The sequence below is a fragment of the Halobacillus litoralis genome (genome assembly GCF_004101865.1).
Classification (GTDB): domain Bacteria; phylum Bacillota; class Bacilli; order Bacillales; family Halobacillaceae; genus Halobacillus; species Halobacillus litoralis_A.
Genome location: NZ_CP026118.1, coordinates 3,850,994 through 3,877,399, shown reverse-complemented (window position 1 = coordinate 3,877,399; position 26,406 = coordinate 3,850,994). Strand labels below are relative to the sequence as shown.

At 43.0% G+C, this 26,406-nt stretch carries 29 protein-coding genes; 2 read left to right on the top strand and 27 right to left on the bottom strand.

What is annotated here, in order from left to right; all coding sequences use genetic code 11:
- Positions 1 to 2: 2 nt before the first annotated feature.
- From dxs to HLI_RS19100, 22 genes are all read right to left on the bottom strand, one after another.
- Positions 3 to 1,895, bottom strand: a complete 1,893-nt coding sequence (gene dxs / locus HLI_RS19205) for a 1-deoxy-D-xylulose-5-phosphate synthase (RefSeq protein ID WP_128526506.1) — start codon at positions 1,893 to 1,895, stop codon at positions 3 to 5.
- Between the two features lie 18 nt (positions 1,896 to 1,913).
- Positions 1,914 to 2,513, bottom strand: coding sequence for a hypothetical protein (locus tag HLI_RS19200; RefSeq protein ID WP_128526505.1), 600 nt, complete (start codon positions 2,511 to 2,513; stop codon positions 1,914 to 1,916).
- 707 nt (positions 2,514 to 3,220) lie between these two features.
- Positions 3,221 to 4,099 carry a polyprenyl synthetase family protein gene (locus tag HLI_RS19195; protein WP_241655890.1) on the bottom strand — a complete coding sequence of 293 codons (879 nt, stop codon included), beginning with the start codon at positions 4,097 to 4,099 and terminating at the stop codon, positions 3,221 to 3,223.
- Positions 4,100 to 4,102: 3 nt separating this feature from the next.
- Complete coding sequence (locus tag HLI_RS19190) at positions 4,103 to 4,339, bottom strand: exodeoxyribonuclease VII small subunit (protein ID WP_128526503.1); 237 nt, start codon at positions 4,337 to 4,339, stop codon at positions 4,103 to 4,105.
- Positions 4,332 to 5,681: an exodeoxyribonuclease VII large subunit gene (gene xseA, locus HLI_RS19185; RefSeq protein WP_128526502.1), complete on the bottom strand. Its 1,350-nt coding sequence runs from the start codon at positions 5,679 to 5,681 to the stop codon at positions 4,332 to 4,334. Before xseA ends, HLI_RS19190 begins: the two co-directional genes overlap by 8 nt.
- Positions 5,682 to 5,694: 13 nt before the next feature.
- Positions 5,695 to 6,546: a bifunctional methylenetetrahydrofolate dehydrogenase/methenyltetrahydrofolate cyclohydrolase FolD gene (folD, locus tag HLI_RS19180; protein ID WP_128526501.1), complete on the bottom strand. Its 852-nt coding sequence runs from the start codon at positions 6,544 to 6,546 to the stop codon at positions 5,695 to 5,697.
- 23 nt (positions 6,547 to 6,569) lie between these two features.
- Positions 6,570 to 6,947, bottom strand: a complete 378-nt coding sequence (gene nusB, locus HLI_RS19175) for a transcription antitermination factor NusB (RefSeq protein WP_128526500.1) — start codon at positions 6,945 to 6,947, stop codon at positions 6,570 to 6,572.
- A 143-nt stretch (positions 6,948 to 7,090) separates the two neighbouring features.
- Positions 7,091 to 7,489, bottom strand: a complete 399-nt coding sequence (locus HLI_RS19170; RefSeq protein ID WP_128526499.1) for an Asp23/Gls24 family envelope stress response protein — start codon at positions 7,487 to 7,489, stop codon at positions 7,091 to 7,093.
- 14 nt (positions 7,490 to 7,503) lie between these two features.
- Positions 7,504 to 8,862: an acetyl-CoA carboxylase biotin carboxylase subunit gene (gene accC / locus HLI_RS19165; protein WP_128526498.1), complete on the bottom strand. Its 1,359-nt coding sequence runs from the start codon at positions 8,860 to 8,862 to the stop codon at positions 7,504 to 7,506.
- A 15-nt stretch (positions 8,863 to 8,877) separates the two neighbouring features.
- On the bottom strand, positions 8,878 to 9,384 hold the full coding sequence (gene accB, locus HLI_RS19160; RefSeq protein ID WP_128526497.1) for an acetyl-CoA carboxylase biotin carboxyl carrier protein: 507 nt from the start codon (positions 9,382 to 9,384) through the stop codon (positions 8,878 to 8,880).
- 339 nt (positions 9,385 to 9,723) lie between these two features.
- On the bottom strand, positions 9,724 to 10,275 hold the full coding sequence (locus HLI_RS19155) for a SpoIIIAH-like family protein (RefSeq protein ID WP_128526496.1): 552 nt from the start codon (positions 10,273 to 10,275) through the stop codon (positions 9,724 to 9,726).
- Between the two features lie 12 nt (positions 10,276 to 10,287).
- Positions 10,288 to 10,914 carry a stage III sporulation protein AG gene (gene spoIIIAG, locus HLI_RS19150; RefSeq protein WP_128526495.1) on the bottom strand — a complete coding sequence of 209 codons (627 nt, stop codon included), beginning with the start codon at positions 10,912 to 10,914 and terminating at the stop codon, positions 10,288 to 10,290.
- Positions 10,907 to 11,509 (bottom strand): stage III sporulation protein AF, encoded by a 603-nt coding sequence (gene spoIIIAF / locus HLI_RS19145; protein WP_128526494.1) that lies wholly within the window; start codon positions 11,507 to 11,509, stop codon positions 10,907 to 10,909. Before spoIIIAF ends, spoIIIAG begins: the two co-directional genes overlap by 8 nt.
- A 10-nt stretch (positions 11,510 to 11,519) precedes the next feature.
- On the bottom strand, positions 11,520 to 12,686 hold the full coding sequence (gene spoIIIAE / locus HLI_RS19140; RefSeq protein WP_128526493.1) for a stage III sporulation protein AE: 1,167 nt from the start codon (positions 12,684 to 12,686) through the stop codon (positions 11,520 to 11,522).
- A 19-nt stretch (positions 12,687 to 12,705) separates the two neighbouring features.
- On the bottom strand, positions 12,706 to 13,098 hold the full coding sequence (spoIIIAD, locus tag HLI_RS19135; protein ID WP_206659629.1) for a stage III sporulation protein AD: 393 nt from the start codon (positions 13,096 to 13,098) through the stop codon (positions 12,706 to 12,708).
- Positions 13,099 to 13,102: 4 nt separating this feature from the next.
- The gene (spoIIIAC, locus tag HLI_RS19130) at positions 13,103 to 13,309 is read right to left on the bottom strand and encodes a stage III sporulation protein AC (protein WP_128526492.1); all 207 of its coding nucleotides are present in this window, start codon (positions 13,307 to 13,309) and stop codon (positions 13,103 to 13,105) included.
- A 17-nt stretch (positions 13,310 to 13,326) separates the two neighbouring features.
- Entirely contained in the window at positions 13,327 to 13,836 is a 510-nt protein-coding gene (gene spoIIIAB / locus HLI_RS19125) for a stage III sporulation protein SpoIIIAB (RefSeq protein WP_128526491.1), read from the bottom strand.
- Positions 13,781 to 14,758 carry a stage III sporulation protein AA gene (gene spoIIIAA, locus HLI_RS19120; protein ID WP_128526490.1) on the bottom strand — a complete coding sequence of 326 codons (978 nt, stop codon included), beginning with the start codon at positions 14,756 to 14,758 and terminating at the stop codon, positions 13,781 to 13,783. The genes spoIIIAB and spoIIIAA overlap by 56 nt, the downstream gene beginning before the upstream one ends.
- A gap of 324 nt (positions 14,759 to 15,082) precedes the next feature.
- On the bottom strand, positions 15,083 to 15,640 hold the full coding sequence (gene efp / locus HLI_RS19115; RefSeq protein WP_128526489.1) for an elongation factor P: 558 nt from the start codon (positions 15,638 to 15,640) through the stop codon (positions 15,083 to 15,085).
- 19 nt (positions 15,641 to 15,659) lie between these two features.
- Positions 15,660 to 16,721, bottom strand: coding sequence for a M24 family metallopeptidase (locus HLI_RS19110; RefSeq protein WP_128526488.1), 1,062 nt, complete (start codon positions 16,719 to 16,721; stop codon positions 15,660 to 15,662).
- Positions 16,718 to 17,179: a type II 3-dehydroquinate dehydratase gene (aroQ, locus tag HLI_RS19105; RefSeq protein WP_128526487.1), complete on the bottom strand. Its 462-nt coding sequence runs from the start codon at positions 17,177 to 17,179 to the stop codon at positions 16,718 to 16,720. Before aroQ ends, HLI_RS19110 begins: the two co-directional genes overlap by 4 nt.
- Before the next feature lie 45 nt (positions 17,180 to 17,224).
- Positions 17,225 to 17,740, bottom strand: a complete 516-nt coding sequence (locus tag HLI_RS19100) for a YqhR family membrane protein (RefSeq protein WP_128526486.1) — start codon at positions 17,738 to 17,740, stop codon at positions 17,225 to 17,227.
- Positions 17,741 to 18,087: 347 nt separating this feature from the next.
- On the opposite strand from HLI_RS19100, the gene HLI_RS19095 reads away from it, so the two are divergent.
- Positions 18,088 to 18,495 (top strand): SA1362 family protein, encoded by a 408-nt coding sequence (locus tag HLI_RS19095; RefSeq protein ID WP_128526485.1) that lies wholly within the window; start codon positions 18,088 to 18,090, stop codon positions 18,493 to 18,495.
- Positions 18,496 to 18,523: 28 nt separating this feature from the next.
- Here the strand turns inward: HLI_RS19095 and HLI_RS19090 are convergent, their stop codons facing one another.
- The 3 genes from HLI_RS19090 to HLI_RS19080 form a co-directional block, all read right to left on the bottom strand.
- Entirely contained in the window at positions 18,524 to 19,411 is an 888-nt protein-coding gene (locus HLI_RS19090) for a patatin-like phospholipase family protein (protein ID WP_128526484.1), read from the bottom strand.
- Positions 19,412 to 19,525: 114 nt separating this feature from the next.
- Positions 19,526 to 19,957 (bottom strand): transcriptional regulator MntR, encoded by a 432-nt coding sequence (gene mntR, locus HLI_RS19085; RefSeq protein ID WP_128526483.1) that lies wholly within the window; start codon positions 19,955 to 19,957, stop codon positions 19,526 to 19,528.
- 277 nt (positions 19,958 to 20,234) lie between these two features.
- Positions 20,235 to 22,808, bottom strand: a complete 2,574-nt coding sequence (locus tag HLI_RS19080) for a vitamin B12-dependent ribonucleotide reductase (protein WP_128526482.1) — start codon at positions 22,806 to 22,808, stop codon at positions 20,235 to 20,237.
- 356 nt (positions 22,809 to 23,164) lie between these two features.
- On the opposite strand from HLI_RS19080, the gene HLI_RS19075 reads away from it, so the two are divergent.
- Complete coding sequence (locus HLI_RS19075) at positions 23,165 to 23,545, top strand: rhodanese-like domain-containing protein (protein ID WP_128526481.1); 381 nt, start codon at positions 23,165 to 23,167, stop codon at positions 23,543 to 23,545.
- Positions 23,546 to 23,596: 51 nt separating this feature from the next.
- Here the strand turns inward: HLI_RS19075 and gcvPB are convergent, their stop codons facing one another.
- Positions 23,597 to 25,057, bottom strand: a complete 1,461-nt coding sequence (gene gcvPB / locus HLI_RS19070) for an aminomethyl-transferring glycine dehydrogenase subunit GcvPB (RefSeq protein ID WP_128526480.1) — start codon at positions 25,055 to 25,057, stop codon at positions 23,597 to 23,599.
- Positions 25,050 to 26,399, bottom strand: coding sequence for an aminomethyl-transferring glycine dehydrogenase subunit GcvPA (gene gcvPA, locus HLI_RS19065; protein WP_128526479.1), 1,350 nt, complete (start codon positions 26,397 to 26,399; stop codon positions 25,050 to 25,052). The genes gcvPB and gcvPA overlap by 8 nt, the downstream gene beginning before the upstream one ends.
- Positions 26,400 to 26,406 lie beyond the last annotated feature (7 nt).

Genomic DNA, 26,406 nt, shown 5'->3' with positions numbered 1-26,406 from the left:
AATTAAGCCCTTTGCCTCTTAGTCGGTGTCATTTCTTTCAAATAGTGAACCATATTTTCAGCTGTCAAACCGATTTCTTCCCAAAGCTTAGGTACACTGCCATGTTCAATGAACCGGTCAGGAATCCCCATGCGTTTCACCCACTGGGAGGTATAGCTGTTTTCTTCAGCAAATTCCAAGACACTTGAGCCAAAACCACCTTGTAACACAGCTTCTTCCACTGTCAAAATCGGAAGGCCTTCTTTCATAATATCGTGCAACATGCTATCATCCAATGGTTTAATGAAGCGTGCATTTACGACCCGGACAGAACGTCCCTCTTTTTCCATGCGCTCACTTGCTTCCAATGCCATGTCAATGGTAGTACCGAATGTCAAAACAACAGCATCGGAACCTTCTTTGAGCACGTCCCAGCTGCCGATGGGAATCGTTTGTAGTTTCTGATCTGACTCGACACCTTTTGCGTTTCCGCGCGGGTAGCGGATGGCGAATGGACCATCATCATACTGTGTTGCTGTGTGTACAAGATGCTGCGCCTCATTTTCATCCTTCGGCATTGAGATGATCATATTGGGTACGGATCTTAGAAACGCTACGTCAAAAACTCCCTGATGGGTCTCCCCATCCGCACCGACGAGACCCGCACGATCGATACCGAATGTGACATTCAATTTTTGCCTGGCGACATCGTGGATCACTTGATCATATCCCCGTTGTAAAAACGTGGAATAGATGGCTAAAAACGGTTTCATACCTTGGGTAGCTAAACCTGCAGACAAAGTGGTCGCATGCTGTTCTGCGATTCCCACATCATACAAACGATCCGGGAACTCTTCCCCGAACTTCTCTAACTTCGAGCCGAGAATCATAGCAGGTGTAACAGCTACAATCCGATCATCCTGACGCGCCTCCACTCTTAAGGCATCACTGATGACAGAACTCCATGCAGGTGGAGCATCCGCTGGTTTAATCTTTTCTCCAGACTCGATCTTATAAGGTCCTACTCCATGCCATTTATCCTTCACATCGGTTTCGGCTGGGTGGTATCCTTTTCCTTTTTTAGTCATGACGTGGACGATTACCGGCCCGTCCGTCTTTTTCGCATAGTTCAAGTTCTCAATCAAATCATTGAAATCGTGGCCATCAACCGGACCGTAATAGGTGAACCCAAGTTCTTCGAAAAACATACCCGGCACAACAAAATACTTCATGCTATCTTTCAGACGCTCAGCCGCTTGAGCAATTTTGCCTCCGACTGCCGGTATTTTTTTCAATAACCATTCAAGATCATCTTTCGCTCTGTTGTATTTTCCTGCACTTCTCATACGTCCGAGTGCTCCGTGCAATGCTCCCACGTTTTTAGCAATTGACATTTCATTATCATTGAGGATAACGGTTACATTTTTTTTCTCATGGCCGATGTGGTTGAGCGCTTCTAAGGCCATTCCACCTGTCAAAGCACCATCACCGATAATCGGTAAAATCGAATGATCTTCTTTCTTCAAATCACGGGCGATAGCCATTCCCATCGCAGCTGACAGGGATGTTGAACTATGTCCTGTTTCCCAAATATCATGTTCACTTTCATCCCGTTTCGGGAATCCGCACAAACCCTGGTATTGGCGTAGCGTATCGAATTTACCGCCGCGGCCCGTCAAAATTTTATGAATATAGGATTGATGTCCGACATCCCATAAAAATCGGTCTTCAGGGCTCTTGTACACTTTGTGCAAGGCCAATGTAAGTTCCACTACACCAAGGTTCGCACCTAAGTGTCCGCCTGTCGTAGCTAAATTTTCAATAAGAAACTGTCTCGTTTCCTCAGCAAAGTCTTCCAGTTGATTCATATTCATGTCCTTCAGTATCGAAGGGTCTTTGATTTTACACAGATCCATTAAAGGACCCCCTTGTAGTTATCTTGATTTTTTTGTGGATGTCGCGGCACTTGTTACTATTCTTACTTTCAGCCTTTTTTCTAACCATGAGATTACTTTAGCGGCAAAAAAGATGATCTTCGTTGATGAATGAATAGCAAAATATTTCCCCAGCGCTTTCCCTCCGACCGTCAAAGCCGCCACAATACTTGTCAGGGCTACAGAAATGACGATTTGAACGGTAGATCCGTCACTGTAACCGAAACTGTTGGCCAGCTGAATGACGACGACTGCAGAAGCCGTCCCACTCACTATACCAGATATATCCCCGATAACGTCGTTACAGAAACTTGCGAATCGGTCTGCATTTCTGACAATAGCAATCGCTTCCTTGGCACCAGGCACTTTTTCAGATGCCATCGCGTGAAACGGCTTCTCTTGAGCAGCCGTAGCCGCAATACCGAGCATGTCAAAAACCACACCTGTAAAAACGATGATGAATACAATGACGAGGCCGAAAATCCAAATGACCCCGCTCAATACGGAAGAAGATATAACTGAAAAAATAGCCGCTAACACAAATGTGATAACGGCAATACTTAAACTGAATTGTACAGCTCTTTTTAATTTATTGTCCATTCTTTACCTCTATATCTTAAAATTAAGGAATGTATGTATTCGAAAGGAATGGTCATGGAACAAGTAAAAATTGCGGCTTAGGTCTAGTAGGTTTTCCCAATCGAGTACCGAGTGTCACCACTCTGGCGGTTCCCCTTTAAACTCGACTCAACTCCGTTTCCGAAAGTTGGACTAGATTGCCACTTAGTCCACACTATAATTCTTATTCCATGTCCATTTCTGAACAGTCTAGGGGATTTCCCCGACAGCCTTTAACCGTTCCTTAGCCTCTTTTGCAGTATTGATTTCATATAGTTTACGCACCAGCACCTCAGTGGCCATCTGAAGCTGCTTGGTGTTCAATGACTATAATCCCCTCAAAAACCACTCAAGGCAGGCTACGCTGCGCATATAGATGTTACTCCATATGCTGCAGGTTCATACCCCATTTCATAACGGTATCTGGCTCAGATACCATCACAAGAATGGGCCTCCGCGGAAGCAGGGTCAACGCCCACATGCCTTTGTGGATCGCCCTGCGACCTTAACTCCCAGCATCGACCCAAGGCTGGGCGCCTCAAGCCAACACAAGGAACTTCATCGATATGCCCTTTGGCGGATTTTTAGGCCCGCCTTCAGGAACGGAGGGCCGACTAGAATACTGCACCATTCCTTTTGTAATCCTAATATATCATATTATAATGTCGTCCTCAATCGAAACATTCTAATCAGTAATCACGGCTGCTGAGATAATCGATTAATGCAGAAAGATAAGTCCCTTCGACGCCGGCATTTTTCAAAGATTCCTGGGCCGTCAAGACATATTTCTCTTTTTGTTTCTTAGCCCCTTCCACTCCCAACAGTTGCGGATAGGTACTCTTCAGATTGTCTTCGTCACTTCCAATCGGCTTACCGATTTTATCTGCGTCTCCAGTAACATCAAGAATATCATCCTGGATTTGAAAAATGAGCCCAATTGCTTCCGCCATTTTGGTGATTTCTTCTTTAGAATCACCTGCAGCTTTACCAAGGTACGCTCCAGCTATAATGGAGAAACGTAATAATTGGCCAGTTTTATTCTTATGAATGCTTTCCAGCTGTTCCAGGGAAACTTTTTTATTTTCGCTCAGCATATCCTGCATTTGCCCTTCGACCATTCCTGTCGCCCCACTCGCCTTAGAGAGTTCGCGAATCAAATATACCCGCTCATGAGCATCAAGACTGGAATCTTCTGCAATTATTTGGGAGCTCAATGTCAATAATGCATCACCAGCTAAAATGGCCGTCGCCTCATCGAACTGCTTATGACTTGTAGGCATGCCTCTTCGCATATCGTCGTTATCCATTGCTGGCAAATCATCATGGATAAGTGAATACGTGTGAATCATTTCAAGACTGGAAGCCACCCCTATTGCTTTTTGCTCATCAGCCCCAAAAGCTTCCGCCGTAGCCATAAGTAAAATCGGCCGAAGACGTTTACCTCCCGCTTCGATAGAATACATCATGGCATCCTGGATTCTTCCGGGTACGGAATAATCCCGCACATAGAGTTTCAGCTGTTCATTAATTAATCGGCGTTTTTGGTTCAAATATTCCGATAATTGCACGATTCACTCTTCCTCCTGCACCGAAAACGGCTCGAATTCACCATGCTCATTCATGATCTTTTGCATTTGTGTTTCTACATTGCCGAGCTTTTCACTGCATAATTTGGAAAGTTTCATCCCTTCTTGATAAAATTGGATCGCTTTTTCCAAAGGTACTTCGCCTGTTTCAAGTTTCTCTACTATCTCTTCCAATTGCTTCATTGCTTCTTCAAAGCTGATTTCTTCTTTATTATCAGTCATTTTCTTCCTCCTTCACGCCTGTTACATGGCAGTCGATTGTTCCATCCTGCACTTTCAACGAGATCGGATCCCCTGACTTCACGCTGCTTGCTTTTTTGATGACTTTTCCTTTTTCAGTAAAAGGAATGGCATAACCGCGCTTCATAATGTCAAGTGGATTTAAAAGGGTCAATTTATCAATTGTGGTATGGAAACGTTCCTTTTTGTGTTGCAAAAGATGCTGAAACCTTAGTTGGAGCTGCTTCGTCTGCTTTTCCAACGTTTCCGCCCCTTCTTTCATCTTCGTTTCCGGTCCTTGCTGACGCAGCCTTTTGGTCAAATAAGACCACTGTTCCTGGTGCTGGGAATGTTTCCGTTCAATCTGCCGGTTCATCCGTTCTAATATCCGATCAAGGTCTTGTTCTTTCTGACGCATCAATTGTTCGGGATATTTAAAAGCGTATGACTTTTGCAATCTAGTCAACTTTTGCTTGGCTTCCGACTGAATTCCAGCCATTACTCGAATCAAGCGTTGATTATAAGCATGAACCTGGTCCTTCAATTCAATTATCGATGGTACTGCCAATTCAGCTGCTCCAGTCGGGGTCGCTGCCCTTACATCCGCCACAAAATCACTGATCGTGGTATCCGTTTCATGACCGACACCAGAAATCACTGGGATCTCAGATTCGGCGATCGCCCTTGCGACCACCTCTTCATTGAACCCCCACAAGTCTTCGATAGAACCTCCGCCTCGACCGACGATAAGAACGTCGCAATCTAAATGTTCATTCGCATATTGAATGGCATTGACCACTGAATTCGCCGCTCTTTCCCCTTGCACAAGGACAGGAAGAATCGAGACAGGGACAATCGGATACCGACGTTCAATGGTCGTTAATATGTCCTTGACGGCAGCGCCAGTCGGCGAAGTGATAACCCCAATATGCTGCGGATATGTAGGGAGGGGCTTTTTCCGATCGAAAGCGAACAGCCCTTCTTTTTCAAGCTTTCCTTTTAATTGTTCAAAGGCAAAGTATAGGGCACCGATTCCATCAGGTTGCATTTCTTTAAGGTATAACTGGTACTGCCCCATCGGTTCGTACACATTCACCTCACCCTTGACCAACACATTCATTCCATTTTCGGGGACGAATTTCAACGATCGGTTGTTTCCGGCAAACATAACAGCCTGAATGCGGGCTTGTTCATCTTTAAGAGAAAGGTACATATGCCCTCGGCTATGGTGTTTAAAATTAGAGACCTCTCCCCGGAGCCACACGGTTTTCAAGTGTGGATCACCGGAGAGCTTCCGCTTGATATACTTCGTCAAGGCTGTAACTGTTAAATATTGGTCCTGCACCAACTATTCCCCCTTACTGGCCGTGAATTCGTTTGGCGGCTTCAATCGTATTATGGAGCAGCATCGTAATCGTCATCGGCCCAACTCCTTTAGGGACCGGGGTGATGTAGGATGCTACTTCTTTGGCAGAATCAAAGTCGACATCTCCCGTCAACTTACCATCCACACGATTTACACCGACATCAATGACCACTGTCCCTTCACTAATATCTTCTCCAGATACAAGAGATGGTCTACCAGCTGCTACAATCAATATATCTGCCTGTTTAGTATGATGACGCAGATCTTTCGTCCTTGAATGGCAATGTGTAACTGTTGCGTTTTCATTCAACAACAATTGGCCGACTGGTTTACCGACAAGGTTACTTCTGCCCACGATTACAACATGCTTCCCTTCCAAAGAGATAGATGCACGCTTGAGCATCACTAAAATTCCGTAAGGGGTACAAGGATAAAATGTATCTTGTCCAGTCAACATTCTGCCCGCATTCATAGGGTGAAAACCGTCGACATCTTTTCTGGGATCGATTGATTCAATGATCTTCTGGTCAGATATATGCTCTGGTACTGGCAGCTGAACGAGAATGCCATGTACCTCATCATCCTGATTCAAACGGTCGATTAAATCCAAAAGATATTGCTCTGAAGTATCTACAGGTAGTTCAATCAATTCGGAATCAAGGCCAACTTTTTCAGAAGCACGCTGTTTGCCTTTAACATAGGACATGGATGCAGGATCTTCTCCTATGATCACGACCACCAATTTCGGATGAATTTTCTTCTCATGTAAAGCACTGACTTCTTCTTTCATCTCTTGACGTAGTTCTTCAGCTAATGGTTTTCCGTAAATCACTTCTGCTGACATTTCTCCATTCCCCCTTCAAAATTTTATACCATTTTTGATAAAACGCCGTTGACAAACTTCCCTGAATCTTCTTCCCCGAAGATTTTGGCTAATTCGATAGCTTCGTTGATAGCCACCTGTGTCGGTACATCTTCTTTGTACTTCATTTCATATGCTGCCATTCGCAAGACTGTTTTCTCTACTTTAGCCAGACGTGCCAATGTCCAATGATCCAGATTGTCAGAAATCCATTGATCCAATTCCTCCCGGTACTTCATAACTCCATGTACAAGATCATAAAGGAAATCATCCACTTCATGCCCTTCGACTACATGCTCGATTGCTTCATCTGTGTCTATTTCACTCGTAATCGTTTGAAAAAGCGCCTGTAGTGCTTTTTCTCGTGCTGTGCGTCGTTTCATGTTCATTCTCCTTTAAGGTAATATCCGTTAGAATAATAACATTTTAGCGGAATAAAAGCTATGATGATAGGGTAGAACCAATCATAGTGAATTCTTTCATAAAAAAGAAAAATCAGAAAGGGAATCCCCTTTCTGATTATCATTTAAAATTCTTCCACTTCAATTTCTTCTTCTTTTTCCATCTGTACACCAACAATATGCACATTGATTTCTTTTATTTCGAGTGCGGTCATATTTTTAAGCGCTTGCCTTGTATTGTCCTGGATTTTCTGTGCTGTATCGGGAATCGAAATTCCGTAATCCACAACGACGTAAGCATCGAGCAATATCCCGCTCTCGGTCAACTCAACCTTCACACCTTTACCATGGTTCTTCTTCCCAAGGCGCTCTGCTACACCAGAAGCGAAATTTCCCCGCATGGAGGCAACACCAGCAACCTCCGATACAGCGATCCCGGCGATGACTTCAATTACTTCAGGAGCAATCTCTATATTGCCTAATGTCGATCCGTCCGTCACATTCAACAATTGCTTTTCACTCACTATGACCACTCCTTTTAGGATTCATCTTTCATTATAGTATATTTCTCTAAGAACTTCGTGTTAAAATCTCCTCCAACGAAAATTTCATGGTTCATGACCCGCTGGTGAAATGGAATGGTTGTATAAACACCTTCGATCACGAATTCATCCAATGCACGCTTCATCCGGCGAATGGCTTCGTCACGATCCCTGCCATATGTGATCAGTTTCGCAACCATCGAATCATAATAGGGAGGGATCATATACCCTGGATATGCGGCAGAATCCACGCGTACTCCGAGTCCACCAGGTGGAAGGTACATATCGATTTTCCCAGCAGAGGGCATGAAGTCCTTGTGTGGATTTTCTGCATTTATCCGACATTCAATCGACCAGCCTTCAAATTTGATTTCCTCTTGAGTAAAGGAAAGTGGTTCGTTATTTGCAATCAATAACATCTCTCTTATCAAATCGACACCTGTCACCATCTCTGTCACAGGATGTTCCACTTGGATTCTCGTATTCATCTCCATAAAGTAAAAGGAGTCCGCTTCTTTATCGAAAATAAACTCGACAGTACCTGCACCTGAATAATCCACAGCTAAAGCAGCTTTAACAGCCGCATCCCCCATCTTCTCTCTCATTGCATCTGAAATCGCAGGCGATGGTGTTTCTTCAATCAGCTTCTGAAGGCGGCGCTGAATCGTACAATCACGTTCCCCCAGGTGTACGGCATTTCCGTGGTTATCTGCCAACACCTGGATTTCTACGTGTCGGAAATCTTCAATGAATTTCTCAATGTAAACTCCCGGGTTTCCAAAAGCCGTTTCAGCTTCCTGTTGGGTCATGCGGATTCCTTTTTTCAAATCTTCTTCATTACGAGCAACACGAATCCCTTTACCGCCACCTCCGGCTGTCGCTTTGATGATAACAGGATATCCGATCTCCCCGGCTACTTTCAGACCATCCTCTTCATCTTCAATAATCCCGGCAGAACCTGGAACGACAGGGACGCCAGCTTCTCTCATCGTTTCTCTCGCCACGTCTTTGGTCCCCATCTTCTGGATAGCGTATGCAGATGGGCCGATGAAGGTAATGTTGCATTCCTCACACATTTCGGCGAATTCGGCATTTTCAGCTAAAAATCCATAACCTGGATGGATGGCATCGGTTTCGGTCAATGTTGCAAGACTCATTATATTCGTATAATTCAAGTAACTATCTTTACTTAGCGTCGGTCCTACACAATATGCTTCATCAGCAAGTTGGACGTGCAACGCTTCTTTATCTGCTTCGGAATAAACAGCGACCGTTTCGATGCCCATTTCTTTGCAAGCACGAATGATCCGGACCGCTATTTCCCCGCGGTTGGCTATCAGAACTTTTTTAATCAACGTCTCATCCCCCGTTTACTTAGACTTTACGCGGAACAACGGCTGACCATATTCTACCAGTTCGCCGTCTTTAACAAGAATCTCGACGATTTCCCCTGATACTTCCGCTTCAATTTCATTAAATAATTTCATTGCTTCGACAATACAGACTACGGAATCTTCTTTCACCTGATCCCCGATCTTCACATAAACATCTTGATCCGGTGATGGTGATTGATAGAACGTTCCAACCATCGGAGACGTCACTTCCGCATCATAATCACTCTTGGAATCCTGAACGGGGGCAGTCTCTTCTTCCGCCGGATCTTCCTTTGGCTGCTGTTGCGGTGCTTGCTCTTTCACCTCTGGTTTAGGCTCCGCTTTTGCCTGGACGGGCTGCGGGGCCTGAGCAGGTTCTGTTACAACTTGTCCTTGTTGTTTTTTCATTTGCACTTTTGTTCCATTAGCTTCATAACAAAATTCATCAATATTGGATTGGTCGATCAATTTAATAATTTCACGAATTTCTTGCACCTTCAACATATGTGGCACCCCTTTATGTAAAATAACTTTTTATAACTGGTACTAATAACTCCTCTTAACATTCTATTATAGAATACCACTTCCCTGCAACTTCCCACATGAAAGCGTAAGCATCTTCTTTAATAATTTCAAAAGAAAGCACTCCTTAAATGGCTGAAACTAACAAAAGCTGCGATTGCTAAATAACGATGTCGTTAGGCAGTCAGTGATAGAACCCGCTGCAGTATCTTTACCCTGTTTAAAGATATGGCACACCTTTCACTTCCCCTTTCCATCATTTAATTTTATTGATACAAAAAAACCTCACCCCTTTGGAACAGGGGTGAGGTTTTCAATGATTTAACTTGTTGGCTGAAACTGGACTTGGACCGTTTTTTGGCCGAATTCATCTGATACCATCTGGATGATTTGGTTTGTTTCCGTTTTAGAAAGTTCATTTGCTCTGACGGTTACATGAACAACATCATCTTCAGCTCTAACCAGAACATCCTCATAAGAATCACTGGCTAGAATCGTATTTTCAATGATTGACTCTTTGGATTGGGTCGATTTGATGGTCTCCATTTTTTCTAAAGCTTCATTTTTTTCTTCGGTAGAATAATCGCTGGAGGCCATGATCTCAGATAATTGTTCAGTTACTTGGTCTCGTTCCTGCTGCATATCCAAGCGGATGGCTGAGAAGAGTTCCTCTGTGGAAACTTGAGAAATCACCGTCCCATCTCCAGTGGTTTCCACACCTTCTTCCCCTGTCGCTTCATCGGTGATTTCCGCCCATTCATCTTCTTGTATGAAGGCCATTTCTCCACTATCCGGTGATGTCATATAATACACACTCAATACGATCAACAAACTCAACATTGTCAACAACCAAACTGTTTGCTTTTTAACCAAGGTAACCCCTCCTTATTGTTTAGGCAAGACGGAAATCCTGTGTGTCGGCACATCCAATACTCTAGCGACAGCTTCAACCACCCACGCTTTCACCTGCATTTGATCGACACCTTCAGCAGTCACGAAAACTCCACTGACGTCTGGCTTGGACGTTTGTGTGAGTAGTGGTACTTCGCGATCGCCTTGACGGACGAGGACTAACTGCTGTTCTCTCGAATAATCTTCAATTTCCCGTTCGCCTCCGTTCTTATCATTTTCTTTTGTTGTTTGCTTTCCTATGATTAAGTTTTTGTCATACACTTTTTTATGTGTAGAGGACAGGTTGATCATAATATCCACGGCATTGACACCTTGAATGTTTTCAAGTAACGGCTTGAGTTGTTTTTCATATTCCACTTCCAACTGTGAAATGGAGTTCGTCATCTCACCTGTTTTAGGCGCTGCGGATTCTTCCTCTTGTGATGGCACTCCTTGGTCCGGCACTTGTTGTGGTGCGGGTGGATCAGAAGAAAACCAGTTACTCGTTAAAATGATGAGGATTCCGATTATGCCTAACCCGATGAAATATTTCGGTTTGTTGATTTTTCTCCCTTCTTTACTAGACAAAGGTTGCAACAGCTTATTCCACCATTTATCCATCCTCTTCCTCCCAGCGGATATCGATTTGTTCTTTGTCCAAGTTTAAGAAATCAGCTACCCATTTTTGTACTTTGGGATCGTCTCCACCCTCTTCTGGACTCGTATCTTCCATTACCGTAATGTCCACTTCCTCTACAGTATGGGGTTGATTGTCACGTGATACTGTGAGGGTCAGCTTGTCCAGTGTCTCCATACTGTATGGCTCTTGAAGAAAGCTCATTTCTACATTCATAAGGGCTAGATTCTGCTCTTCTTTCAAAGGTTCCTCAATTTCAGCAGCTAAGGATTGGGTAACTTGTTCTAATTTATATGCATCTTGTCCCTCGAGTATTTCATTTTTCTTAGATTCTATATTTTCATCCAATAACTCTGTATTCCATTGTTCCTGCATCGTATCATCGGCTTGTTGGATCAAGCGCTCTGGTTCAATCTTCAAAAGCTGAAGTAAAGGTCCGAGAAAAATAAGAAGCAGCAGAATGGACATAACAAGCCGGGCGTATTTTTTCATCACTCCAGAAGGCAGTAATGCATCTGCCATCATCGCTAATATAAGAAATAAGACGATTTTCGTAATCCATTCGATGAAAAGTTGCACATTCACCACCCTACCTGACCATCATAGTGATATTACTGGCAGCCACCATGATAACGATGACTAAGAAGAACATCATCGAGACCATTAATAATGCAGCAAATATATACATAATATGTCGACTGACGACATCCATAGCCTGGATGATTGGACCATCACCAAGTGGCTGCAGCAAAGCCGCTGCTATTTTATATATGATAGCGATCGCTAATACTTTCAAAGCAGGAAATACAGCAATCCCCAGTAGGATGACTACACCTGCGATACCTAATGTATTCTTCAATACAAGTGATGCGCCTAAGATGGTGTCCGTCGCATCTGTAAAAAGTCTTCCGATGACAGGAACGAAATTACCAGTGACAAACCTTGCTGTTTTCATCGTGATCCCATCTTGAACGGCAGTGACTGTACCCTGCACGGAAATGACGCCGAGAAATATCGTCAAGAAAATACCCATAATGGCAAGCCCTGTTTTTCTCAATAATTCAGCAAGCTGATCGACCTTATACGTCTCATTCAAACTTCCAACAATCAAAAGTAAAGCAGAAGAAGCGAATAATGGAATGAGCAGGTATTTGACTAAAAGACCGCTGGACTGTACAAGTGCTACGATAATAGGGTGGAAGAAAGAGATCGACATCAAATGACTGAAAGATGCCATGATTCCCAATAGAAGCGGAATCAGGCCAATCATGAAGCTGCTCATGCGTTCGATTGCATTCAAGGTATAGTCAATTACCTGGCCGAAACTTTCTAATGCCAAAGTCAGTAGAACGAGATAGACAACCATATATGCAATCCGGCTGACAACAGAGTTTTCAAATGCCGACTGGACTGACTGCAATAACGTACTGAATAACGTCAAAAATAACAAAGAAGCAAGCAGCTTTCCATTCAACAGCAATTCATGAAAAAAGAATTTCAAAATACCTGAGAACCAATCAGAAGACTTAACAGAGCTCTCACTCTCGATGAATTCACGGAAGTTGTTTGTATTGAATGTAGGCATGTATTCCCCATACTCGTGATTTAATTGTTTCCAGCTTTCCTCTAATTCCTCTGTCGTCACATGATCCAGCATCGAAGGAACTGCATCGGGAGAGGAAGAAGAAGCGAAGGAGACTATTGGAGACCCCACCAATCCGATGACTAGGCAGCACAACGTCAATAATCGTTTCATTGCATCCCTCCCGATTTTCCTAGGTACCTGGTATGAAGTTCAATATTGTCTCTATCACAGCTGTGACAATGGGAATTGCCAGCATGAGAATGAACAATTTTCCGGCAAGCTCTACCTTAGAAGCCAGGGCGTTCAACCCCGCATCTCGGATCAGCTGCGCTCCGAACTCTGCGATATAAGCAATTCCGATAATTTTCAAAATCGTCTTGAAGTACACTGGTTCAATTTGTGCTTGTGCTGCGATATAAGCAAGCAGTGAAAAAATATGCTTCACCTGATCAAGAATAGATAAAAATATGATGATCACAGTGAACAAAAGGAGCAGAAAGGCGACCGAGGATTTTTGTTCTTGCAGCAATATAATCAATAAAGCCGCCACTAATCCTAAGGATACGACTTGAATGATGTCCATGACGCTACCCTTGATAAAGGAAAACCGATTTGATCTGCTGAAAAAGATCGGCCAGGCGGTGAAGTACGATGAACAGGACAATGATAAAGCCTGTTAACGTTACAACCTGTGCGATTTCCTCTTTTCCCATTTGTTTTAAAATACTGTGAATCATAGCGACAATTATTCCCACACCTGCTATTTGGAACAAGATCGATGCATCTTGAAGCACAATTGCCCTTCCCCCTTTTATATAATTAAGATAATTACGAGCAACCCGCTCAAGATACCCATCCCTCTGGCCATCTTTTGGTATTGCTCACCAGCCTCGAGAGCTTCATGGAGTTCACGGTCAAGGTGATGGAGTGTCAATTGAATTTGTTTTTGCTGCTGCTCTAAATCGTGTTGACCCAATGTACGTCCGAACTGAATCAATATTTCCAGCTCAGTTTTTGTCATCGCATTCCAAGACCAGTGTTTCTTCAATTGTTCGGACCAAAGCTGAGAGAAATCATCACATGTGGCTTGCTCCTGGACAATTTTCTCGAAAAATTGAGAAATCGGTCTTGGCAAATGCCTGGCTAAACTTTCACAAACTTCCCATAATGAGGATTGACCATAGACCATTTCTGCTTCTATCATTTGCAGGGCGTTTTTCCACTGCCGGATGTGGCCGGGTCTTTGCTTATATCTAGAAGCGATATCAAAACCTGCTAACGTAGTGACCGTCAGTATGATGACGGCTCCGATCCATTGCACCTGAATCACTTCCCTTCCATGTAGCAAGAACTTGTCCAGATTGATCCAAAATTGTTAAACCTCTCCGTTTCGCTGGTGTCATACGCTCTAAAATAAGGTATCTTTCAAAAATCTGCTCTTCAATTAATCGATTGGCAGAAGGTCTCTTTCTCACCCCTGACAAGCTGTTTCCGTGGATACTGCATATGACATCCACCCCTGTGAACGTGGCTTCCCGGACAGCAAGCGCATCGGTTTCTCCACCTATTTCATCTACGATCAATACATCTGGAGACATCGATCGAATCATCATCATCATGCCTTCCGCTTTTGGACAGGCATCCATGACATCCGTCCTCTCTCCTACTTCTAGTTGCGGAACCCCTTTCATACTCGCCGCGATTTCTGAACGCTCGTCTACCACTGCTACCTTTGCAGCCTGATAACCTCGATGAGGGGAGCCTATATATTTGCTGAGTTCCCTTAGCACTGTCGTTTTTCCTGAGTGAGGTGGACCAATGATCAACGTGCTCTGCCATTTCCCATCCTTATACAAATACGGTACTAAACTCTCGACTTGTCCACTTGTAGCCTTAGCGACTCGGATATTCATGAAAGAGATATGCTTCAAAGTATCTACTTCATTGTGATGAGTGTTCGCTTTTCCAGCCAAACCAACTCTATGACCGCCTTCGATTGTAATGAACCCCTCTTTTAATTCGTCTTTGAATCGATAGAGTGAGAATTGACTGATCTGGTTTAGAACAAAAGATAGATTTTCAGGGGTCATCAGGGTTCCCTTTAATTTTTGATGATGGGAAGAATCTAAGATCTCAATGGGACGATCGACTCGCAAGCGGATTTCCTGGACACTCTTCCAACAGACCTCGCTTTTTAAGAGATGTTGGATAGGTGATGGAAACAAACGGATAATCTCCTTCATCCTCTCTTACTCCTTTAATTGGTTTACTTCATATGTATGTCTATACTCCATGCTTATGACAGATGGAATGATATAAAATAGAAGAATTTAAGAGAGTCAAAGTGAGTCATATGGGAGATGATAGAGACGGAATAGAAAAACAAAATAAAAAGCTTCCTACTAATTACAATGATCAAAAATTCAAAAATAGAAGAACATATTCGGAGAATTTCAGAAAATTTTTTATCAGCCTGATTAAACAGCCAGTTATTTTTAAATCCCAAAGCAATAAAAAGAGAGCTTGCCCTGCATATGCAGGGCAAGCTCTCTTTTTATCATCCACGCTTAGGCGCGTGAAACATATTTTCCATCTGTTGTACTGATCAATAATTTCTCTCCTTCATTAATGAAGAAAGGAACTTGTACAGTCAAGCCTGTTTCAAGCGTCGCTGGTTTTGTACCACCGCTTGCTGTATCTCCTTTGATTCCCGGCTCAGTTTCTGTCACTTCAAGTTCAACGTTTTTCGGAAGTTCTACACCGATGGTTTCACTCTGATAAGACTGGATTTGCACTTCCATATTCTCTTTCAAGTAGTTCAGCTGCTCTTCAATCGTAGCTGTAGGAATTTCAACTTGTTCGTATGTTTCCGTGTCCATGAATGCATGCATATCGCCGTTTGCATATAAATATTGCATTTTACGGTTTTCAATGTGGGCACGCTCCACTTTTTCACCGCCGCGAAACGTTTTTTCCTGGATATTGCCATTACGGAGGTTACGAAGTTTTGAACGGACGAACGCCGCCCCTTTACCTGGCTTAACATGTTGGAAATCCATGACCTGCCAAATATCCCCTTCTACTTCTATTGTCAAACCTGTACGAAAATCGTTCACTGAAATCATCTTTGTTCCTCCTTTAAAATTACAACGTGATCAATTCTTTTGAAGAGTGACTCAAACGCTCATTGCCTGACTTCGTGACAATCGTATCATCTTCAATGCGGCAGCCGCCTACATTCGGAACATAAATTCCCGGTTCGACTGTGACAACCATACCTTGCTCGAGGACTTGATCTGAACGGAAAGATAAACCTGGACCTTCATGAACATCCAGACCCAATCCATGTCCTGTTGAATGACCGAAATATTCGCCATACCCTTTCTCCTTGATATAATCACGCGTCAATGCATCGGCTTCTTTGCCAGTAATTCCTGCTTTTATTCCTTCCATACCTTTCAATTGCGCCTGTAAAACAGTATCATAGATTTCTTTCAACTGATCGTTGATTTCACCTACGGCTATAGTTCGCGTTATGTCTGAACAATATCCTTTATATAGCGCGCCGAAATCAAGCGTGACTAACTCACCTGACTGGATTTGTTTTTCAGATGCTACTCCGTGCGGTAATGCAGAGCGGTATCCAGAAGCAACAATGATATCAAAACTAGAGGAAGTCGCTCCCTGCTTTCGCATGAAGAATTCCAACTCGTTAGAAACATCGATTTCTCTGACACCAGGTTTTATGTAGCCGAGAATATGTTCAAAGGCATCACCTGCAATCTTAACAGCATCCTTTAATATACTAATCTCCTCATCCGTCTTAATCAAGCGTAATTTTTCTACGATACCCGACGTCGGAATCAGTTCTGCTGCTAATGCTTCATTATATTGCTCGAAAAGACTGTATGTAACATGGTCCTTTTCAAATCCTATTTTGCCCAAACCAAGCTCTTCTACTTTAGCTGCCACTGCTTTCGGCATAGGAGTCTTGTGTTCAATGACACTGAATTCATTCGCCTGCTCGCTGGCTTGTTCAGTGTAACGGAAGTCAGTGATCAGGATTGCCTCATCCTTTGTGATCAACACTGCTCCCGAAGAGCCTGAAAATCCTGAGATGTAACGTCTGTTCTTCGCGCTCATAATCAACAAACCATCTAATTTTTCTGAAGCTATCTTTTTTCGCAAACTAACAAGCTTACTCATGAATCATTTCTCCCTTCCCTTTCGATCTTTTGAATAACCCCTAATGTAGCCAGGCGGTATCCATCAATTCCGAATCCGACCACTTGCCCTGCACACACAGGTGCCAACATGGATGTATGGCGAAAGCTTTCCCGATTATGGACATTCGATATATGGATTTCTACTACTGGTGGATTAATAGCACTGACTGCATCCCGGAGCGCTATGCTGGTGTGGGTATAAGCTGCTGGATTAATGACAATACCCGCAGCCTCCCCTTCTGCCAATTGCACTTTATCTACCAAGTCACCTTCATGGTTCGATTGAAAGGCTTCCACTTCATACCCATGTTCCCATGCTGTATCTTTGACGACTTTTGTGACATCCTCCAAGGTTTCATGACCATAAGTATCCGGTTCCCTCTTGCCAAGCATGTTCAAATTTGGTCCGTTAATCAAGAAAAGTCGTTTTTTCCCCATTCGACGATCCCACCATTTCCGAAATTGTCATACATTTTCAGTTTATCATACTCTTCCTTCATTTGAATAAGAATTCGCAGTCTCGTTGAATTCTCGATATTCATAAGAAATGGAATACCCGATAAACACACCGTATAAAATAAATAAACAGCCTGTCGTGACCCATGTATCACTATTCAATTCAAGAAAAGAAGGGATTGCTGGAAATAAAGGAGTCAGCACAAAATACACAATTGACCATAGAGCAAGCCCGAAAAATACACCAGGCCAAATTCCATTTTTATTTTTCAGTGTAAAATAGTAAAGTAATGCACTACCCAGAGAGAGTAAACCAACAAAAAGAATAGCTAAGACCTCCGCCAGCCAAGTCCCGGTCCAGTCCGTCTGCCAGAAGGAACGAAAAATGAAGGAAGCAGCTGAAACCTCTGAGAAATGAAAATAATATGCAATTGCGCCTAACCCGCTCCATAAGATACCCGCCGTAAAACCTGTCACTAAAGCTTTTCCTAAAACACTTTGCTGTGGCTCTTGTTGTCTCTGTTGTTTCGGCTTGTCTGCCATCTCAATCACCTCATACCTTCATTTTAACCAACCCGATTTATTTCATGCTCTTTTCAAGAGTGAGACTAGTGATTCTTTCCATTTTGAGGTAAAATAAAGATGTAGTCCCAAATAAATATTCTAGTGTTTAAACAAAACTCAGAGAAGGAACAAGTTTATTAATATCGGTTATGAATCTTAACAAGATTAAAACAATCTTTGCATACTTTCATACAAAAGGGAAAGAATCATAAATAACACACACAAACGAATTCAATCCTTAGAAAATGATGATAATGGTCCGAATAAGGGTATATAATGAATAACCATACACTAAGTGACATTCATTAGAAGGGAGGAATGATCATATGCGTAAATGGATGACTCCTGTCATGTACACATTGATCGGTTTAGCCATCTTTTTCGTTGCCATCCAACTGTTTACAAACACTTCTAGTTTCTTGACATCGATTGTTATGATGATCGGAATTGCTGCCCTCCTTTATGGAGCAATTTACTTCTTTTTCCTCCGCAACCGCGGTTTTGGAGGGGGAACGGGCGGAAACCGCAATGATATGAAGAAATACAAACAAGCGGTAAAACAGTCTAAACAAAAATATAAACAACCGAGTCCGCCAGTTAAAAAGACCAACGCAGCTAAAACACCAGCCAAATCTTCTCCATTCAGCAAGAAAAAACGCAAAAGAACGAACACGCCACAATTACGTGTCATTGAAGGAAATAAAAGCAAAGATAAAAATCGAGCCACTTTTTAAGTGACTCGATTTTTTATCGTTTAGAAAGTTATCTGCTCCACCGTTTCAAAAATTCCCTTGCATGCTCGTGCCCAAGATTCATCAATGCTTCTTTTTCTTCCTCACTCATATCGAAATCCGTCGTCTCAATCGTATTTACAGGAATGAAAATAATGTCTTTACTCATGGATCTGGATATATAGCGGGCATCATGAGCTTGCTGCATCGTTTTGAACAAGGCATGAAACATTTGAATCGCGTTCTGGATTTTCTGCTCCGGTAATTTATCAGGTTCATCACTCAATTTCATTCCAATTATGGGCCGTGTTCTACATCCCTCTTTCTTTTCCCATATCCAAAGTGGAAAATTACTTAACACTCCTCCATCTACTATGACAGACTTCCCTCTTTTGCCATGGATTTTTACGGGGATGAAAAAATAAGGAAGCCCTGAACTCATTCGGACCGCTTTTGCGACAGAAAAAGTGGCAGGTTCAATGCCATATACCTTTTTCAAATCATCAGGGAGAACAACGATCCTTCCAAGGGTCAAATCAGAACATATGACTTTCAATGAGCCTTGAGGGATATCTGCGAACGTGCGGACACCTTTTTCTTCTAACCACTCTTCCAACAAGAATTCTAATTGATTACCTTTGTACAAACCCATACGAAAATATAAGAGCAGCCACTTCATAAATGGAAAAAGTCGATCCGTGATCGGAACATCGACGAGTTCTTCAAACGACAAGCTTTTCAATCTCTCTTTGATCTCTGTTGCGGAATAACCGGCTGCAGTCAGACTGGCAAGAATCGCACCAGCCGAAGTACCCGCCACTCGATGGAATGAATAACCCTGACTTTCCAACTCCTCCAGAGCACCGATAAAGGCAAGGGCTTTGACACCACCTCCGGAAAAAACACCGTCCACTTTCATCCTGATTCACCCCACTTTATTCCATTATAAACGCAAGATAAAAGAATTAGAACGGCAAGCCACAAGAAGAAATTTGAAAAATAAAAGACGCATGGAGATCCATGCGCCTGTTTTTCACTCTTCATTCTGTTCTTCATTTTTCTTCTGAACATCGCGCAATGCATTCACACGATCCGGTTTCTCATCAAAGTACTGGACGAGATCGCCAATGCGATCAATAGAATTCCAGCTCATATGATGTTCAATTCCTTCAACATCTTCATAGATATTATCGTGGTCGACCCCGATAATTTCTAAAAACTGTTCGAGAAGTTCGTGGCGGTAGACAAGACGTTTACCAACTTTCTTCCCTTTTGGTGTTAGGATGAGACCGCGATACTTTTCATAATTCAAATATTGATCACGGTCCAATTTCTGAACCATTTTTGTGACAGAGGATGGATGCACCTGGAGATTTTCAGCAATGTCGGATACCCGTGCATATCCTTTATCTTCTATAAGAATATATATTTGTTCAATATAATCTTCCATGCTTGGTGTTGGCATGTTGAACCCCCAATAACCTGTCATATGTAGGTGCTGAACAATTGTGCTCGCGCCTTAAGGATTCCATAGCATAAGGCGTAGAGCTATGTTAAGTAAGACTCATTCTTCCATAAAAATGATACACTAGTTTCCACCTTGTGACAAGCAAGGTCACGCTTTGAATAAGCTTGCGTACTTATTGAAGAAGATATCTCCCAATTTACTCCCTCAAATTTTCTATAAATATCAGAAAACAAACACCAGACAAGGCTGGACCTCATCTGGTGTTTGATAAATTTCAAAGTCCACATTTCAACTGAGCGTTACAATTGGTGCATGTGTTACAGCCACCGATATCTTCCACGGTCCCCTGGCGGCAAACCGGGCATGTATCGCCAACTTCTGAACCGATCGTGACATTAGTCTTATCCAATTCCTGAATGGTATCCATCAAGACGACGCGAGGAGTATTCTCTTCTTCCTCAAAAAGTTCCGTCTGTTCACCATCAAAGTCATTTTCCTCAGCTTTCAGGGACAATACTTGGCTGTCGCGACTGCCATCGACGTAGACCGTACCACCTTTGGCTCCACCCCGATATAAGCGTTGATAGACACTTTCAACTTGTTCCACGGTATACCCTTTCGGTGCATTCACCGTCTTGGATATACTGCTATCCACCCATCGTTGAATGATGCATTGAGTATCAGCATGATCTTCCGGCCTCATCGTCATCGCCGTCACGAACCATTCCGGCAACTCATCAGAATCCTGTTCTGGGTGCTGGTCCAGGTATTCTTGTAAAATGTCCGCTTTCACTTCAATGAATTTCCCTAGACGTCCACTACGGTAATAAGAGAAGGAGAAATAAGGTTCAAGACCTGTGCTTACTCCGACCATTGTACCTGTGCTTCCTGTTGGAGCTACAGTGAGGAGGTGGGAGTTACGAATACCATAATCCAGTACACCATCTCGGATATCCTGCGGCATCGTCTTCATGTAACCTGTTTCTATAAAGCGTTCACGAAGTTTTTTCGTCTCCGCATCTGTACCACCAACTAAGAAAGGGAAGCTTCCTTTTTCTTTAGCAAGGTCGATTGAAGCACGATAGGCAGTCGTTGCAATTGTTTCAAAAATCTCATCTACCAACTTATTGCCTTCTTCTGAACCATAGACAGTTTCACAGTAGATCAATAAGTCATGCAGCCCCATAACCCCAAGACCTATGCGGCGTTCACCAAGTGCTTGGACTTTGTTTTCTTCCAGGAAATACGGGGTAGCATCGATCACATTATCCTGCATACGCACTCCCCGTTCAACGGTTTGCTTAAGCTTGGAGAAATCAACCTGTTTGTTTTCCTTATCAGCAACGCTGGCCAGGTTTACAGCTGCTAAGTTACAAACGGAAAACGGCGCGAGAGGCTGCTCTCCACACGGGTTTGTTGCTACGACTTTTTGGCCGTATGCTGTAGCATTTGTTTTTTCATTGGCGTTATCAATAAAGAAGATCCCAGGCTCAGCAGAGTATGTCGCACAAATATTGATCAGATTCCAAAGCTCTTCCGCCTGGACTGTACGATAGGTACGAATACCGAAACCACGCTCTTCCCACTCACGGACATCCCCGCTGTTGTGCCATTCGGCGTTATACGTCGTCATTTCATCTGCTGTGTAATTTTCAACATCCGGGAAACGCAGCTGATATGTTGCGCCATTTTCTACCGCATCCATGAATTCTTTTGTAATACAGACAGAAATGTTCGCCCCAGTCAGAAACTCTGAATTATGAACGGAATATGTGCCGCCTGTTTGAAGTTTCTCTTCAGCTTCCTGAATGCTCTTATCTGTAAAACCACCCTGCCCTTGAATATGTTTATAATTCACAACACTTTGATACAAATCCTTTTCTGTATCAGTCAGCGGCGTAAATTTAAGCCTGTCCTTAGCAAGTTGTTTTATTTGTTCATCTTCTGTATTTTCAATCAAAAATCGAAGGATCCTCGGGTTCTGCATTTTAGAAATGATGAATTCGAGGATATCTGGATGCCAATCAGCTAACATGATCATTTGTGCTCCGCGTCTTGACCCGCCTTGCTCGACCAGATGCGTGAGTTTAGCTATATCATCCAACCAGGAGACGGAGCCAGAAGATTTTCCATTCACCCCGCGAGCCAATGTGTTTCTTGGACGAAGCGTAGAACCATTTGTTCCAACTCCTCCACCCCGCGACATAATTTCCATCACTTGCTTGCGGTGATCCGAAATCCCTTCCCGTGAATCTTGAATGTATGGCATCACATAACAGTTGAAATAAGTGACATCCGTTTGGGACCCTGCTCCGTATAATACACGGCCAGCCGGGATGAAGTTAAGATCTGAAAGTTCTTCATAAAATTCTTGAAAGCTTTGACTCTTTTTCCGGGGATTTGTTTCTACTTCTGCCAGCCCTGTTGCGTTTCTTAACGCAATCTGTTCGTAGTATACTTCCAGAGGCTTGTCGATCGTATCCAGATTCCTTCGAATCAGCCCGGTTTCACGCTCTTCTTCATGGTCAAGTACATTCAAAAATTCATTCTCGACTCGTACGATCGCTTCATGTGTATCCCAATCGATGGAGTGAATAAATCCAAAGCCTCGAGCCGGGAATTTAGGGTCGTCCTTAACTGTCAGAACAACAAAATCCCCTTCCGATAATGTAAGCTTTTCTGTATCCTTAAACGCATAACGATCAAGCATGACTAGTCGCGACACACCTTTGTGTGTAATAGACATGGAGTCTGTAATTTCATGTACTTGTGAAAACTGACGAATATCAGCATTCAATCGTTCCACATTTATTTTTGTATGAACATCCACGGAGGTAGTTGTCTGCATCTTGCATCTCTCCCTTAATTAATAAATCTACTATAAGTAACATACCACACTCATTAAAAGTTAATCAATATATTGTGCCTTTTTTTAAAAGTCGCACAATATATTGTGTTATTGAACAAGTGTGTAGAAATTTGTCAATCAGGAAATCATAAGAATATCGACGAAAAAGCAAGTGAACGAAAGTAAATACAATTATTTTTTACCGTCATCACCTTTTTCATCATTTGCGTCCCGAGATGTTGCCTCAATCTCATCAAATCAGCATTTTTTATAAGCAGTGAAAAAAATATTTTTGAAATGCAGTCGATTCCCTCCTATAATAGATAGAGGAGTAGAGAAATGAGGGGGATGGAATCATGGAATTATGGATCTTAATCGGGGCACTTGCAGCAATCATTGCCTTCGGTGTTTATAGATTCTTCAAAGCTAGAAAAATCATGGACACATTGACTGAAGATGAATTTCGCGAAGGATACAGGAAGGCACAATTGATCGATGTGAGGGAATCAAAAGAGTTCGATGGCGGCCACATCCTGGGTGCACGAAACATTCCACTTTCACAAATGAAAAACCGACTTGTGGAAATCCGCAAAGATAAGCCTGTTTACTTGTATTGTCAAAGTGGTGCGAGATCTGCCCGTGCAGCTATGATGTTACACAAGAAAGGCTATGAAGACTTGAACATGCTTCAAGGTGGGTTTAAAAAGTGGTCTGGTAAAATCAAAACGAAAAAATAAATCTCACATTAGAAAACCGGAGTCCGCTGCATGTGGACTCCGGTTTTTCTATTATTCTTTGATATACCGCAGTACTGGTTTTCTCGCCGCCTGTGTTTCATCCATTCGGCTGACAATTGTAGTATGCGGTGCATCTTGAACCTTCTCGGGATCATCTTTTGCTTCATTAGAAATTTGGATCATCGCATCGATGAAATCATCCAATGTTTCTTTAGACTCTGTTTCCGTCGGTTCTATCATCAATGCTTCTTCTACATTGATCGGAAAATAGATTGTAGGGGGATGGTAGCCAAAGTCCAATAGTCTTTTCGCCATGTCCAATGTGCGGACACCCAGCTTCTTCTGACGCTTACCAGAAAGAATGAATTCATGCTTACAATGACGATCGAAAGGCAGCTCAAATTCGCCTTGTAAACGGCGCATCATGTAATTTGCATTAATCACGGCATACTCACTTACCTTCTTCAAACCTTCCGGCCCCATTGTACGGATGTAAGTATAGGCACGGACATTGATTCCGAAGTTCCCATAGTAAGGTTTGACTCTCCCGATTGAATCCGGACGGTCATAATCGAACAAATAAGTATCATCCACTTTTGTCAAAATCGGTTTTGGTAAGTAAGGAGCTAATTCTGATGTAACACCGACTGGTCCAGAACCAGGTCCTCCACCCCCGTGTGGTCCAGTGAATGTTTTATGCAGATTCAAGTGGACAACATCAAAACCCATGTCCCCAGGCCGAGTATAGCCTAAAACAGCATTTAAATTCGCCCCATCGTAATACAGCTTTCCTCCAGCTTGGTGGACGATGTTTGCCATTTCTTCAATATCTTCTTCAAACAACCCCAGAGTATTTGGGTTCGTCAACATCAACGCTGCTGTCTGATCATCAACCACACGCTTCAAGTCTTCTAAATCTACAAGGCCGCGTGCATCCGATTTGACAGTCACAGCTTCAAAGCCGGCAACTGTTGCAGACGCAGGGTTGGTTCCATGAGCGGAGTCAGGAACAATGACCTTCGTACGATTTTCATCACCGTTGGCTTCGTGGAAGGCACGAATCATCATAAGTCCTGTCCATTCTCCGTGCGCACCTGCAGCAGGCTGAAGGGTTACCGTATCCATCCCGGTGATAGCTGATAAAGACTCTTGCAGGTCATACATCAAATGCAATGCCCCCTGGACCGATTCTGCCGGCTGGTGTGGGTGGATATGGCTGAAGCCTGTCAGACGGGCCACATCTTCATTCATTTTCGGATTGTATTTCATCGTACAGGACCCAAGAGGATAGAAGCCAGAGTCTACTCCGTGATTCCGCTTCGACAAAGCTGTATAATGCCTCATAATCTGAAGCTCACTTACCTCAGGAAGGTCCGGTTCGTCCTTTCTGACATACGCATCTCCAAGCATGTCTTCAACATCGACTTCTGGTACATCCAAATCAGGCAGGCTGAAACCTGTACGACTCTCTTGGCTCAGTTCAAAAATCACTGGAAAATCTTGTTTAGCCATGGATATCCCCCATTTCCCTGACAAATTGATCGATCTCTTCTTTAGTGCGGATTTCTGTGACAGCGATCAGCATCGACTTTGTTAAACTTCTATCTACTTGACCTAAGTCATAACCTCCGATAAAACCTCTATCCAATAACACACGATTGACTTCAGCGACATCATGACTCAGCTTAACGACAAGTTCATTGAAAAAAGGACCCTCAAAAGCTACCTCAAAACCGTTCTCATGTAACACTTTCTTCATATAAGAGGTTTTTTGAATATTCATCCAAGCCATTTTCCTTAATCCTTGTTTTCCTAAAGAAGACATGGCTACAGAGGACGCCAGGGCATTCAAGGCCTGGTTGGAACAAATATTTGATGTCGCTTTATCCCTGCGGATATGCTGCTCACGCGCCTGTAGAGTGAGAACGAATCCTCGTCGCCCTTCTTCATCGACCGTTTGACCTACAAGGCGTCCTGGTACTTTGCGCATTAATTTTTTAGTAGTTGCAAAGTAACCACAATGCGGCCCTCCGTATTGTGCCGGGATTCCGAATACTTGAGCATCTCCGACGACAATATCTGCACCAAATTCACCAGGGGGTGTCAAGAAACCGAGAGCTAAAGGATTGCTTGATGTGATCATCATCGCTTTTTTCTGTGTATCTACAAGAGAACGGACTTTATCTAACGGTTCTACTTGCCCGAAAAAGTTTGGATACTGGACTACAACACTAGCGGTATCATCATCAAGCTCACGCTCTAATTGATCAAGGTCAGTCATACCGTTTTTGTGATCGATTTCAACCACTTCCACTCCAGGCCCTTTAACATAAGAGTGAATAACAGCAAGTGATTCAGGGTGGATCGCCTTCGATACGAGCACCTTTTTCTTCTTAGTCTGCCCAGCGGATAGGTTGACCGCCTCCGCTAAAGCCGTTCCTCCATCGTACATTGAAGAATTAGCGACATCCATGCTGGTCAGCTCACAAATCATCGTTTGGAATTCAAAAATAGCTTGTAATTCACCCTGGGATATTTCCGGTTGGTATGGAGTATAAGCAGTATAGAATTCTGACCTGGATATTACGTGATCGACAATGGAAGGAATGTAGTGATCATACACCCCCGCTCCCAAAAAAGAAGAATGTGATTTCAGATTGACATTCTGTTCAGATAACTTCGTAAGTTCCTTCATTAGTTGAAATTCATTTTTCGGTGCCTTGATGTCCAATTCTCCCTTGAAGCGGACATTTTCAGGGATATCAGAGAACAGTTCATCCGATTGCTCTACTCCGATCCCCTCAAGCATCTCTCTTTTATCTCTTTCTGTCATTGGCAAATAGCGAAATTCCATACGTATA